The following is a 12,708-nucleotide window of genomic DNA, read 5'->3' as shown; positions in this document are numbered from 1 at the left end:
CGTGCCCGTGGCCGTGGCGGCGGATCCGTAGGTGGCGGGGCGGACCGCCGGAAGGCCGACCGGGGTGTAGACCGCGTTGTTCCGGGCGCTCTCCTCCACCGCGGCCAGGACCCGCTGGACCTGGAGGCCGTCGGCGAAGGAGGGCGCCGGGGCGATACCGCTCGCGACGGCGTGGACCAGGTCGCGGGCCTGGTGGGCGAAGGTGTGCTCGTAACCGAGCGCGTGCCCGGGCGGCCACCAGCCCTCCAGGTAAGGGTGGCCGGGTTCGGTCACGAGGACGCGGCGGAAGCCCGCCGTGACCGCCGGTTCGGTGTGGTCGTGGAAGGACAGCTCGTTGAGCCGCTCCAGGTCGAAGGCGAGCGAGCCGCGCTCCCCGTTGATCTCCAGCCGCAGCGCGTTCTTGCGGCCCGAGGCCATCCGGGTGGCCTCGAAGGAGGCGAGCGCACCGGAGGCGAGCCGCCCGGTGAACAGCGCCGCGTCGTCGACGGTGACCTGTCCGTACGCCTCCGATCCCGCTCCCCCGGCGAGACCGCCCGCGCCGACGCCCGCGAGCAGCGGACGCTTCCGTACGAAGGTCTCGGTGAGGGCCGAGACACCGACGAGCGGCTCCCCGGCCAGGTACTGGGCGAGGTCGACGGCGTGTGCCCCCAGGTCTCCGAGCGCGCCGGAGCCGGCGTGTTCGCGTTCCAGTCGCCAGGTGAGCGGGAAGGCGGGGTCGACGAGCCAGTCCTGGAGGTAGGTGACGCGGACGTGCCGCAGGGCGCCGAGGCGGCCGTCCGCGACGAGCTGCCGGGCGTACGAAAGGGCGGGCACGCGGCGGTAGTTGAAGCCGACCATGGCGATCTGGCCGCGGGCGGCGGCCGCTTCGGCGGCCGCGGTCATGGTCTCGGCCTCGGCGACCGAGTTGGCGAGCGGCTTCTCGCACAGGACGTGCTTGCCGGCCTCCAGGGCGGCGACGGCGATCTCCGCATGGCTGTCGCCGGGGGTGCAGACGTCGACGAGCTGGACGTCGTCGCGGGCGATCAGGGCGCGCCAGTCGGTCTCGGCGGCGGCCCAGCCGTGCCGTCGGGCGGCGTCCCGGACGGCGGTGGCGTCCCGGCCCGCGACGGCGGCGAGGACGGGGCGCAGCGGCAGGTCGAAGACGCGGCCCGCGGTACGCCAGCCCTGCGAGTGGGCGGCTCCCATGAACGCGTAGCCGACCATGCCGATGCCGAGCGTCGGCGGTTCGGCCCCGCTCTCCGTCTGTTCCATACGGTTCCTCCGTTTCGTGGTGCGGCGAGTTGCTGCTCCCCGGGGCGGTCGGGCCGCCGGGGACCGGTCCGGCCGGACGGCCCGGTGGGGGCCGTCCGGGTGCGGACCGCCCGGGTCCGGGTCGGTCAGCTGAAGCCGGTGGGCAGGTACTCGTCGACGTTCTCCTTGGTGACGACGGCCGAGTAGAGGGTGATCGAGGCGGGGATCTCCAGCTCGGACATGCCGCCGACGCCCTTCTTCTGGCCGAGGGCGCGGGCGAGGTCGATCGCGGAGGCGGCCATGGTCGGCGGGTAGAGGACGGTGGCCTTGAGGACTCCGGTGTCGGCCTTGATGGCGTCCATGGCGGACTTGGCGCCGGCGCCGCCGACCATGAGGAAGTCCTTGCGGCCGGCCTGGGCCACGGCCCGCAGCGCGCCGACCCCCTGGTCGTCGTCGTGGTTCCACAGGGCGTCGAACTTCGGCTGTGCCTGGAGGAGTTGGGCCATCTTGGCCTGTCCCGACTCGACGGTGAAGTCGGCGGCCTGGCGGGCGACCTTGCGGATGTTGGGGTAGTTCTTGAGGGCGTCGTCGAAGCCCTGGGTGCGCTGCTTGGTGAGTTCGAGGCTGTCCATGCCGGCGAGTTCGACGACGGTGGCGTTCGGCTTGTCCCTGAGCTGTTCGCCGATGTAGTTGCCGGCGTTGAGGCCCATGCCGTAGTTGTCGCCGCCGATCCAGCAGCGGTAGGCCTGCGGGGAGGCGAAGATCCGGTCGAGGTTGATGACGGGGATGCCGGCCTTCATGGCCTGGAGGCCGATCTGGGTGAGGGCCTTGCCGTCGGCGGGGAGGATGACGAGGACGTCGACCTTCTTGTTGATGAGGGTCTGGACCTGGCCGATCTGGGTGGCGGTGTCGTTGGAGCCCTCGGTGATCTCCAGGGTGACGTCGGAGTACTTCTTGGCGCGCCGCTCGGCGTTGTCGTTGATGGCGTTGAGCCAGCCGTGGTCGGCCTGCGGGCCGGCGAAACCGATGGTGACGGGGGTGCCGGGCTTGTCGTCGGCGGCCGGTGCGGCGCTTCCGGCCGGTGCTGTGTCCTTGGCGGCCTTCGGCTCGTTGCTCGTACAGGCCGTGAGCAGGGCGCCGGCGGAGACGGCCGCGCCGCCGAGGAGGAGGTGTCTGCGGCTGGTTTCGGGCATGGCGGTGGATCCCTTCCGAGCGGGTGGTGGTGAAGGGGGTGGTGGTGCGGGGGTGGGGTCGGCGCGGGGCCGGTCAGGTTCCGTCGCGGACGGTGCGGCGCTGGAGCAGGACGGCGGCCACGATGATCGCGCCCTTGGCGATCTGCTGGACGTCGCTCTGCAGGTTGTTGAGCGCGAAGATGTTGGTGATCGTCGTGAAGACGAGGACGCCGAGGACGGAGCCGACGATGGTGCCCCGGCCGCCGCTGAGGAGGGTGCCGCCGATGATGGCGGCGGCGATGGCGTCGAGCTCGTACAGGTTGCCGTTGGTGTTCTGGCCGGAGCCGGCGAGCACGACGAGCAGGAAGGCGGCGATGCCGCAGCACAGTCCGGAGAGCAGATAGAGGGAGAGCCGCTGGCGGCGTACGTCGATGCCGGCGAGGCGGGCGGCCTCCGGGTTGCCGCCGACGGCGACGGTGCGGCGGCCGAAGGTGGTCCGGTTGAGGAGCAGCCAGCCGGCGACGGTGACGGCCGCGAAGACGAGGACGAGCGGGGGGATGCCGAGGACGTAGGCGTCGGGGAGGCCGAGGTCGAGGACGGACGGGACGGTGACGATCTGCGTCTTGCCGTCGGTGATCTGGAGGGCGAGACCGCGGGCCGAGGCCAGCATGGCGAGGGTCGCGATGAAGGGGACCATGCCGCCGTACGCGACGAGGACGCCGTTCACCAGCCCACAGGCGAGTCCGACGACGACGGCGGTGAAGAGGATGCCGACGAAGCCGAACTCCTGGGTGGCGAGGGTCGTGGCCCAGACGGAGGCGAGGGCGACGATCGCGCCGACGGAGAGGTCGATGCCGCCGCTGGTGATGACGAAGGTCATGCCGACGGTGACGACGCCGATCACGGAGGCCTGGGTCAGGACGAGCTGGAGGTTGGAGGTGGCGAGGAACTCGGCGGGCCGGGTGAGGCCGCCGACGAGGATCAGTACGGCGAGTACGCCGAGCAGTGACAGGTTGCGGACGTCGGCCCGGAGGCCGAGTGTGCGCCAACGGCCTTCCTGGGGCGGCGCCTTGGCCGGGGTGGTGAGCGTCATTCCGCAGGGCTCCCTTCCATCACGAGGTCGAGTACGCGGTGTTCGTCGAGGTCGCGGGCGGGTGCCTGGTGGACGACCCGGCCTTCGCGGAGGACCAGGACGCGGTCGGCGAGGCCGAGGACCTCGGGGACCTCGCTGGAGACGAGGAGGACGGCGAGGCCGTCGTCCGCGAGCCCCCGGATGACCGCGTACAGCTCGGCGCGGGCGCCGACGTCGACGCCCCGGGTGGGTTCGTCGAGGAGGAGGACGCGGCAGCCGCGGAGGAGCCAGCGGGCGAGGACGGCCTTCTGCTGGTTGCCGCCGGAGAGAGTGCGGACCGGGGCGTCGGGGAGATCGGGACGCAGCGACAGGGTGCGGGTGGCGGTCCTGGCGGTCTCGCGTTCGGCGGGGCGGTCGATCCAGCCGGCCCGGGAGAAGCGGGCGAGGGAGGAGACGGAGACGTTGCGGGTGACGGATTCGAGGAGGAGCAGGCCCTGTGCCTTGCGTTCCTCGGGGGCGAGACCGAGTCCGGCGGCGACGGCGGCGGGGACGCTGCCGGGGCGCAGGGGCCGTCCGTCGACGGTGACCCGGCCTGTGGTGGGTTTCCGCGCCCCGTAGACGGTCTCCAGGATCTCGGAGCGGCCGGAGCCGACGAGCCCGGCGAGGCCGAGGATCTCACCGGGCCGGAGTTCGAGGTCGAGTGCCTCGAACTCTCCTTTCCTGGAGAGTCCTTGGACGCGGAGGACGGGTTCGCCCGCCGGTGGGCCGGTGGGGCGTTCGGGGAAGACGTAGGGGACGTCCCGGCCGGTCATGAGGGTGACGACCTCGCGGGTCGGGGTGGTCGCGGCGGGCAGTCCGCGGGCGACGGCACGGCCGTCCTTGAGGACGGTGACGCGATCGCCGATGCGGCGGATCTCCTCCAGGCGGTGGGAGATGTAGATGACGGCCACGCCGTCGGCGGTGAGGTCGGCGACGATCCGGAAGAGGTTGGCGACCTCGTCGGGGTCGAGGGCGGCGGACGGTTCGTCCATGACGATGAGCCGGACGTCGTGGGAGAGGGCCCGTGCCATGGAGACGATCTGCCGCTGGGCGGCGGAGAGTTCGATGACGCGGCGGGCCGGGTCGATCTCGGGGTGGCCGAGGCGTTTCAGGAGGGCGGCGGTGGTCTGCCGCGCCGCGCGGGTGCGGACGAAGCCGGCGGTGGTGGGTTCATGGCCGAGGTGGACGTTCTCGGCCACGGAGAGGCCTTCGACGAGGTCGAGTTCCTGGTAGATGGTGGCGATGCCGAGGCGGACGGCGGCGCTCGGGGAGCGGAGCCGCACGGGTGCGCCGTTCCAGGTGATCCGGCCCTCGTCGGGCTGGTGGGCGCCGGCGAGGACCTTGATGAGGGTGGATTTGCCGGCGCCGTTCTGGCCGAGAAGGCAGTGGACCTCGCCGGGCGCGACGTCCAGGTCGACGCCGTCGAGGGCGCGGACGCCGGGGAAGGACTTGGTGATTCCGGACATGGTGAGGAGGGACGGGGGGTGTTCGGGCATGGCGGAGATCCCCTCGGCGAGTGCGGGTGGCCGTCCGGCGGGGTGCGGGTGGGCGGGCTGGGGCGCGTGGGGGTACGGGGGTGGTGCGGCGGGTGCGGTGCGTTGTGTGCGGTGCGGGCGGTCGGCGGGTGCGGGTGTGCCTGGGTGCGGGGGCGTGCGGTGGGTGGGCTCGGTGCCCACCCGTTCCGCCCCGGGGTGTCCCCCGGGACGGAGTCCGGGGGCGGCGCTTCGGGGCCCGGCGGTCCCGCTACGCCGGGGAGAAGAGGTGGTCGCTGATCAGGCGGGCCGCGCCCGTGACGCCGGCGGTCTGGCCCAGTTCGCCGAGGACGATGGGCAGGTTGCCGGTGGCCAGGGGCAGGGACTGCCGGTAGACCTGGGTGCGGACACTGGCGAGGAGGTTGTGACCGAGGCCGGTGACACCGCCTCCGATCACCACCAGACCGGGGTTGAAGAAGGAGACGAGTCCGGCGATGACCTGCCCGACCCGGTTTCCGCCCTCACGGATGAGGGCGAGCGAGGTGGCGTCCCCGGCGGCGGCCGCCGCCGCGACGTCGACGGCGGTGAGCCTTCCGGCCGCCGCGAGCCGGTCGGCGAGCTCCTCCGATCTGCCGCCGCGCGCCGCGTCCTCGGCGTCGCGGGCCAGGGCGGCGCCGCTGAAGTGGGCCTCCAGGCAGCCGTTGTTGCCGCAGGCGCAGGGGCGGCCGTCGGGTTCGACCTGGATGTGTCCGATGTCGCCCGCGCTGCCCGTCGTACCGCGGTAGACCTCTCCGCCGACGACGATGCCGCAGCCGATGCCGGTGCCGATCTTGACGCAGAGGAAGTCGCCGACCGAACGGGCGACGCCGGCGTGCTGCTCCCCCATGGCCATGAGGTTCACGTCGTTGTCGACCATGACGGGGCAGCCGAGTTCCTGGCTGAGCGCCTCCCGCACGGGGAAGCCGTCCCAGCCGGGCATGATCGGCGGTGCGACGGGGACACCCTCGGGGAAGCGGACGGGTCCGGGGACGCCGATGCCGGCGCCGTCGAAACCTTCCGCGAGCCCGGTGGAGCGGAGCTTCGCCGCCATCGACAGGGCCTGCTCGAAGACGGCGACGGGGCCCTCGCGGACGTCCATCGGGTGGTTGAGATGCCCGAGCACCTCCAACTCGGCGTTGGTGACGGCGACATCGATGGATGTCGCGCCGATGTCGACGCCGAGGAAGCGGAGTTCGGGCGCGAGCCGGATGTTGTGCGAGCGACGGCCGCCCCGGGAGGCGGCGAAACCGTCGGCGACGACGAGACCGGTCTCCAGGAGCCGGTCGACCTCGACGGCCAGCTTGGAGCGGGAGAGGTCGATCTGATCCCCCAGCTGGGCGCGGGAGTTGGGTCCTCCGTCGCGCAACAGTCTGAGGAGCCGCGCCTGATGCCGGTTGGCAGGTCGTGCCGTCATGCGTCTCACGCGCCCCTCCCTCTCGTACCCGCTCGTCTTCGTGCTTTCGAGGGGAACGTAGCAGCGGCGTACCGGAGTGGGAAGAAGTTGCGCAGGAATCCGCTCCGACTTTTTCCCGGTTGGGGACAAAGGCGGGGTCGGGGGCGGGAGAAGGGCCGGCGGCGCGGGTCAGTGGACCTCGGCCAGACGGGCCGAGACCACCACGTTGCCCGCGTAGCCGTGCTCCTCGGTGAACGGGCCGCCGCAGGTGATCAGGCGCAGCTCGGGCACGCCGGCGTCGCCGTAGACCCGCTCGGCGGGGAAGCCGTCCTTGGGGACGACCTCGACCGCGTACACGGTGAAGACGGCGGTCCGGCCGTCGCGGCGCGCGATCTCCACGCGGTGTCCCTTGCGGACGGCGCCCAGGTCGTAGAAGACGGCCCGGCCGCCGGGGACGTCGACATGACCGACGACGACGGCGGTGCCGCGCTCGCCGGGGGTGACCGCGCCGGTGAACCAGCCCGCGAGCCGGGTCTCCTCCGGCGGCGGGGCCTCGATCCAGCCGTCGGCGTCGAGCCCGACCTTGGTGATCGGCGCGTCGATCCGGACGGCCGGGACGCGGACCCGGAGCGGGGTCGACGGCGGCAGCGGAGCGGGTACGGAGGCGGGGGCGAGCGCGGCTTCGACGCGGGTGCCGTCGGGGGCGGCTGCGGAGAGCGGCTGCGGGGGGCCGTCGGCCCGGATCTCGTCCGTGCCGCCGCGCACGAGGTGGATGCCGACGAGGAGGACGACGGCGACGAGCCCCCAGGCGCCGTGCCGCCCGGCGCCGTGCCGCCCGGCGACGTCCGACCGCGCCCCACCGTCCGACCACCCCACGTCCGCCCTCCTCCTCGCGCCGTGAGCGCGTCGGCCCCGTGCCGTCCGCGCCGTCGTCCCGCCCACCGCCGGCCCCCTCGGTCACGGGCGCGGCGGGCGCCCGCGCACAGGCACCCGCCGGTTGTGGCGCCCCTCCGTCCCGGACCTCGTCACACCGGGGCGGAGGGGCCGTTCCAGGGCCGTCAGGCGCGGCCCTCGGCGTCGCGGCGGCGGGTCAGGACGACGGCGGCGCCGAGCGCCCCGACGATGAGCAGCACACCCGTGACCACTTCGGTGACGCCGAGGCCGTCGGCGTCCGTGGAGCCGGCGGCGGTGCCGTAGCCGGCCTTCACTCCCTTGTGCGCTCCGGGCGGAGTGCTCTCGTTGTGCCCGGTGGTGTTCCCGCCGGTGCCGCCGCCCTGGGTGATGGTGAGGGTGGCGGTGCCGCGTTCGCCCTTGCAGTCGAAGGTGATCTCGTACTGGGTGCCGGCCTTGGCGTCGATGTCGACGGTGGCGTTGCCCGAACGGCCCTCGTTGAGGGTGACGGTGTCGAACACCCCGGAGGTGACGGTCACCGACGGCACTTCGCAGCCGTCGGACTTCAAGGTCACGGTGCCGCCGGGGGCGACGGTCTCGGGGCTGACGGAGAAGCCGAAGGACGTGATGCCGCGGTCGTCCTCGCCCGCCAGGGCGGCCGGCGCGACCGTGACCACCACGGCGGCGGCGCTCAGCAGGGCGGCGGAAGCGGCACGTATCGCGCGCATGACGGTCCTCCAGATCGCGGGAAGGTTCGGTCACGGAGCGATTCCGTGCCCGGAATACGACGACCCTCACCGCGATCGAAGCTAGGTCCGCGCCGGGCACGCCGCCACCGGGCTCCGCCGAACGGGCTAGGGCCTGTCGTCGCACTCCCGTCGTCGCCCGGAGGGCGGACGGGAGTGCGACGACAGGCCCCAGGGGGTGTCTCGTCCGATCGACGAGACACCCCCTGGGGAGCGGCGACGGTGCCGCGGGGCGGAGCGGGTCCGTTCTACGGCACCCGGACGACCTGGCCCGCGTACGACAGGTTGCCGCCGAAGCCGAAGAGGAGGACCGGGGCGCCGGTGGGGAGTTCGCCGCGCTCGACGAGCTTGGCGAGGGCCAGCGGGATGGAGGCGGCCGAGGTGTTGCCGGAGTCGACGACATCGCGGGCGACGATGGCGTTGACGGCGCCGATCTTCGCGGCGAGCGGTTCGATGATCCGCAGGTTGGCCTGGTGCAGGACGACGCCCGCGAGTTCCTCGGGGCCGATGCCGGACCGCTCGCAGGCCTTCCGGGCGAGGGCGGGCAGCTGCTGGGTGGCCCAGCGGTAGACGCTCTGGCCCTCCTGCGCGAAGCGCGGCGGGGTGCCCTCGATGCGGACGGCGTGGCCCATCTCCGGGACCGAGCCCCACAGGACCGGGCCGATGCCGCGCGCGGCGCCCGGCGCCTCGTCGTCCACGGCCTCGACGATCGCGGCGCCCGCGCCGTCGCCGACGAGGACGCAGGTCGTCCGGTCGGTCCAGTCGGCCACGTCGCTCATCTTGTCGGCGCCGATCACCAGCGCGCGGCGGGATCCGCCGGCCCGTACGGCGTGGTCGGCGGTCGCCAGGGCGTGGGTGAACCCGGCACAGACCACGTTGAGGTCCATGGTGGCGGGCGAGGTCATGCCGAGGCGGGCGGCGACGCGGGCGGCCGTGTTGGGCGAGCGGTCGATGGCCGTGGAGGTCGCGACGAGGACGAGGTCGATGTCGTCGGGGGTGAGCCCGGCGGTGGCCAGGGCCTTGCCCGCCGCGTGTGCGGCGAGCTCGTCGACGGGTTCGTCGGGCCCCCCGATGTGCCGGGTGCGGATACCGACCCGGCTGGTGATCCACGCGTCGTCGGTGTCGACCAACTCCGCGAGGTCATGGTTGGTGAGCACCTTGGCGGGCTGGTAGTGCCCGAGCGCGGCAATGCGAGTGCCCGTCATCCCGGGACCCCCTCGGTGGTTCGATCGTCCGGCAGGATTTCCCAGTCTTGCCAGCGACTGATGGGTAACAGGTGACGTAAACCACCAAGATTCACCCGTACCCCTTGGCCGACCGTGACAAGGGCCCGGGCGCCCCACGGGCCCCACGGCTCCGCGCGGGGCCCTCGGGCGGGTCAGTTCTTCGGCGGCTCGATCATCTGGAGGGCCAGGGCGGCAGGGGGTGGGGCGATGCCGGGGCCTCCCGCGGCCGTCCAGTCGAGGATGTCGTCGAGGGAGTCCTGGTCGAGGGTGAAGGCGACCCAGGCGGCCCGGCCGCCGCGCCGCCGGCCCTCGGTGGAGGGCTGGACGACGACGATGTTGGCCTGGGCGCAGGGGCCGAGGCAGTCGCTCGTACGGACGGCGAGCCGGCCGCCGGAGGCCGCGGCGGCCTCGCGGAGGCGGGCGAGCTGTCCGGCGTGGTCGGTGCCGGGGTTCTTGCGGGCGTCGCCGCAGCAGCAGCCGCGGCACACGACGAGGGAGCAGGGGCGGGCCCCGTACCGTATCGGGACCGGGGTCACGCGCGGCCGTCCTGGCCGGTCGCCGACGCGGAGCCGTTCCGCGTGGTCATGGGTGCCGGGGCTTCCAGGGTGATCGCGGCCACGGGGGCGACGGTGCCGAGGCGCGGGAAGTCGAGGTCGACGGAGGCGCGGTGCTCTTCGGCGGTGAGCGCGCTCATGGCGTCCTCGGCGAAGACGAGGTCGTAGCCGAGGTCTCCGGCGGCGCGGGCGGTGGACTCGACACCGAGGTTGGTGGCGATGCCGCCGAGGACCAGGGTGGTGGCGCCGAAGCCGGTGAGGAGTTCGTGGAGTCCGGTGTCCTGGAAGCCGCCGATGGTGCGCTTCACGAGGACGGGCTCGCCGTCCCGGACGAGGCCGGGGGCGAGCTCGCTGCCGGGCGGCTGGGCTTCCACGTTCGGCCGTTCGACCCGGATGTGGACGACGGGCGCGCCGGCGGCCCGGAAGGTGTCGGCGAGCCGGGCGGCGGCGGCGAGGACGTCGGTGCCGGGGCGGGGCGCGAGGGGCAGCGCGACGATGCGTTCCATGAGGTCGACGAGAACGAGCGCGGTGCGGCCGGGTTCGAGTGCGGGCATGGGAGCACCGTAGCGGCCGCGATGATCATCCTGGGGTGGTCGTGGGTGTGATCCGGCCTACGGTGGGAGCCGGAGGGGGTGGCTCCGCCGTCCCGTCCGTCCCGGGATCCCCCTCCGCGTCGCGGGCGCGGCGCTTCGCGATCACCGCGCACACCATCAGCTGCATCTGGTGGAAGAGCATCAGCGGGAGGACGGCCAGTGCGGCCTGGGGGCCGAAGAGGACGCTCGCCATCGGCAGTCCCGCCGCCAGGCTCTTCTTCGAGCCGGCGAACTGGATCGCGATGCGGTCCGCCCGGCCGAAGCCGAGGCGCCCGGCTCCGTACCAGGTCAGGGCCAGCATGGCGGCGAGCAGGACGGCCTCGACGGCGAGCAGCAGGCCGAGCTGGGCCGGGGTCACCAGGTGCCGGATTCCGGCGACCATGCCCTGGCTGAAGGCGGTGTAGACGACGAGGAGGATCGAGCCCCGGTCGACGAGTCCGAGGAGCTTCTTGTGGCGGACGAGGAAGCCGCCGACCCAGCGCCGCAGGAATTGTCCGGCGAGGAACGGTACGAGGAGTTGGAGCACGATCTTCGTGAGCCCGTCGGCGGAGAGGCCGCCCGCGCTGTCGCCGAGGAGCAGGGCGGCGAGCAGCGGGGTCAGGACGATGCCGGCGAGCGAGGAGAAGGAGCCCGCGCAGATCGCGGCGGGCACGTTGCCCCGGGCGATCGACGTGAAGGCGATGGAGGACTGGATGGTGGACGGCACGAGGCAGAGGAAGAGGAGGCCGTTGGAGAGCTGGGGGGTGAGCACGGTGGGGACGAGGCCGCGGGCGGCAAGTCCGAGGAGCGGGAAGAGCAGGAAGGTGCTGCCGAGGACGGTGAGGTGGAGTCGCCAGTGTGTGAGGCCGTCGAGGGCCTCGCGGGTGGAGAGCCGGGCCCCGTAGAGGAAGAAGAGGAGGGCCACGGCTCCGGTGGACGCCCCTTCCGCGATGTGGGCGGCGGTGCCGGACGCGGGGAGGAGCACGGCCAGGCCGACCGTGCCCAGGAGCGCCAGGATGTACCCGTCGACGGGGAGCCAGGACGGCAGCCGGAGGGTACGGCGCGGTGTGCCGGGGCGGGCGGGGGTGGGGGCGGGCGTACGGGCGGTCATGGGCTCCACTGCTCTGTGCACGGCGAGGGGGTGGCTCGCGGGGGTCCCCCGGCGGCGGGCCCGGACGCGTGTCCGTGTTCGGTGGGCGCGTGTCCGTCCCGGCTCGCGGCCCGGTGGGACGCGTGTCCGTCCCGGCTCTCGGCCCGGTGGGACGCGTGTCCATCCTGGCCCAGGGGTCGCTCATCGGGAATCCCGTACAGGGCACTGACTGTCATCACGTTTCGCGATGAACACGGGCCGCGGGGCGTTACGGTCGTCCTGTGTACGAGCCCACTCGACTCAGGACCTTTCTCGCCGTGGCCCAGACGCTGAGCTTCACCCGGGCCGCGGAGCGGCTCGGGCTGCGGCAGTCGACCGTCAGCCAGCACGTGCGGCGCCTGGAGGAGGCGACGGGCCGGCCGCTGTTCACCCGGGACACCCATCGGGTGGCGCTGACGGAGGACGGGGAGGCGATGCTCGGTTTCGCGCGCACGATCCTTCAGGCGCACGAGCGGGCGGCGGCGTACTTCGGCGGGACGCGCTTGCGCGGGCGGCTGCGGTTCGGGGCGTCGGAGGACTTCGTGACGACCCGGCTGCCGGAGATCCTGGAGTCGTTCCGGCGTGAGCACCCGGAGGTCGATCTGGAACTGACCGTCGAGCTGTCGGGGACGCTCCAGTCGCGGCTGGCCGCGGGCCGGCTGGATCTGATCCTGGCCAAGCGGCGTGGCGGGGAGAGCGAGGGGCGGCTCGTGTGGGAGGACTCCCTGATCTGGATCGGGGCGCCGGGGCTCCGGCTGGACCCCGACCGTCCTGTGCCGCTCATCCTGTACCCGCCGCCGGGGATCACCCGGGCGCGGGCCCTGGAGGCCCTGGAGGCGCAGGGCCGGGCGTGGCGGATCGCGTGCACGAGTTCCAGTCTGAGCGCGAACGTGGCGGCGGCCCGTGCGGGGCTCGGCGTGATGGCGCACACGCGGGGTCTGGTGCCGCCGGGTCTGGTACCGGTGGCGGGGCTTCCGGAGCTCGGCGACGTCGGCTTCGTACTGCGTGCGGGGCGCCGGGGCGGGGCGGCGCAGGAGGCGGCGGACGCGCTGGCGGAGGCGATCCTGGCGGGCGGCGACCGGCTGCACCGGACGGGCTGACCGGGCGCACGGTCCGGGCGCACCGGGCGGCGGGTGCGGCCGGTCCCGCCCGGCCTGGGCGCCGCCGGGCAGG

General features: G+C 73.6%; 11 protein-coding genes and 1 pseudogene. 1 reads left to right on the top strand and 11 read right to left on the bottom strand.

Annotated features, from left to right (window positions below):
* Nucleotides 1-51 precede the first annotated feature (51 nt).
* The 11 genes and pseudogenes from OG392_RS30555 to OG392_RS30505 form a co-directional block, all read right to left on the bottom strand.
* A pseudogene (locus tag OG392_RS30555) lies at nucleotides 52-1,251 on the bottom strand (Gfo/Idh/MocA family protein); the annotation flags it as partial.
* A 125-nt stretch (nucleotides 1,252-1,376) separates the two neighbouring features.
* Nucleotides 1,377-2,423 (bottom strand): substrate-binding domain-containing protein, encoded by a 1,047-nt coding sequence (locus OG392_RS30550; RefSeq protein WP_329284763.1) that lies wholly within the window; start codon nucleotides 2,421-2,423, stop codon nucleotides 1,377-1,379.
* A gap of 73 nt (nucleotides 2,424-2,496) precedes the next feature.
* Complete coding sequence (locus tag OG392_RS30545) at nucleotides 2,497-3,495, bottom strand: ABC transporter permease (protein WP_329284762.1); 999 nt, start codon at nucleotides 3,493-3,495, stop codon at nucleotides 2,497-2,499.
* Entirely contained in the window at nucleotides 3,492-4,979 is a 1,488-nt protein-coding gene (locus OG392_RS30540) for a sugar ABC transporter ATP-binding protein (protein ID WP_443055106.1), read from the bottom strand. Before OG392_RS30540 ends, OG392_RS30545 begins: the two co-directional genes overlap by 4 nt.
* 277 nt (nucleotides 4,980-5,256) lie before the next feature.
* Entirely contained in the window at nucleotides 5,257-6,438 is a 1,182-nt protein-coding gene (locus OG392_RS30535) for an ROK family transcriptional regulator (protein ID WP_329287558.1), read from the bottom strand.
* Between the two features lie 168 nt (nucleotides 6,439-6,606).
* Nucleotides 6,607-7,293, bottom strand: a complete 687-nt coding sequence (locus tag OG392_RS30530; RefSeq protein WP_329284758.1) for a class F sortase — start codon at nucleotides 7,291-7,293, stop codon at nucleotides 6,607-6,609.
* Nucleotides 7,294-7,475: 182 nt separating this feature from the next.
* Entirely contained in the window at nucleotides 7,476-8,036 is a 561-nt protein-coding gene (locus tag OG392_RS30525; protein WP_329284756.1) for a hypothetical protein, read from the bottom strand.
* Between the two features lie 266 nt (nucleotides 8,037-8,302).
* A complete protein-coding gene (locus OG392_RS30520; RefSeq protein WP_329284754.1) occupies nucleotides 8,303-9,259 on the bottom strand; it encodes a beta-ketoacyl-ACP synthase III in 957 nt (318 codons plus the stop codon).
* 173 nt (nucleotides 9,260-9,432) lie between these two features.
* On the bottom strand, nucleotides 9,433-9,816 hold the full coding sequence (locus OG392_RS30515; protein WP_329284752.1) for a (2Fe-2S) ferredoxin domain-containing protein: 384 nt from the start codon (nucleotides 9,814-9,816) through the stop codon (nucleotides 9,433-9,435).
* Entirely contained in the window at nucleotides 9,813-10,388 is a 576-nt protein-coding gene (locus tag OG392_RS30510) for an isochorismatase family protein (RefSeq protein ID WP_329284750.1), read from the bottom strand. Before OG392_RS30510 ends, OG392_RS30515 begins: the two co-directional genes overlap by 4 nt.
* A 25-nt stretch (nucleotides 10,389-10,413) precedes the next feature.
* Complete coding sequence (locus OG392_RS30505) at nucleotides 10,414-11,517, bottom strand: bile acid:sodium symporter family protein (protein ID WP_329284749.1); 1,104 nt, start codon at nucleotides 11,515-11,517, stop codon at nucleotides 10,414-10,416.
* A gap of 260 nt (nucleotides 11,518-11,777) precedes the next feature.
* Between OG392_RS30505 and OG392_RS30500 the strand changes: the two genes are divergently transcribed.
* Nucleotides 11,778-12,635, top strand: coding sequence for a LysR substrate-binding domain-containing protein (locus OG392_RS30500; protein WP_329284747.1), 858 nt, complete (start codon nucleotides 11,778-11,780; stop codon nucleotides 12,633-12,635).
* The last annotated feature ends 73 nt before the right edge of the window (nucleotides 12,636-12,708 follow it).

The sequence above is a fragment of the Streptomyces sp. NBC_00691 genome, assembly GCF_036226665.1.
Classification (GTDB): domain Bacteria; phylum Actinomycetota; class Actinomycetes; order Streptomycetales; family Streptomycetaceae; genus Streptomyces.
The sequence above is the reverse complement of the archived record's forward strand: the minus strand, read 5'-3'. Positions and strand labels throughout refer to the sequence as shown.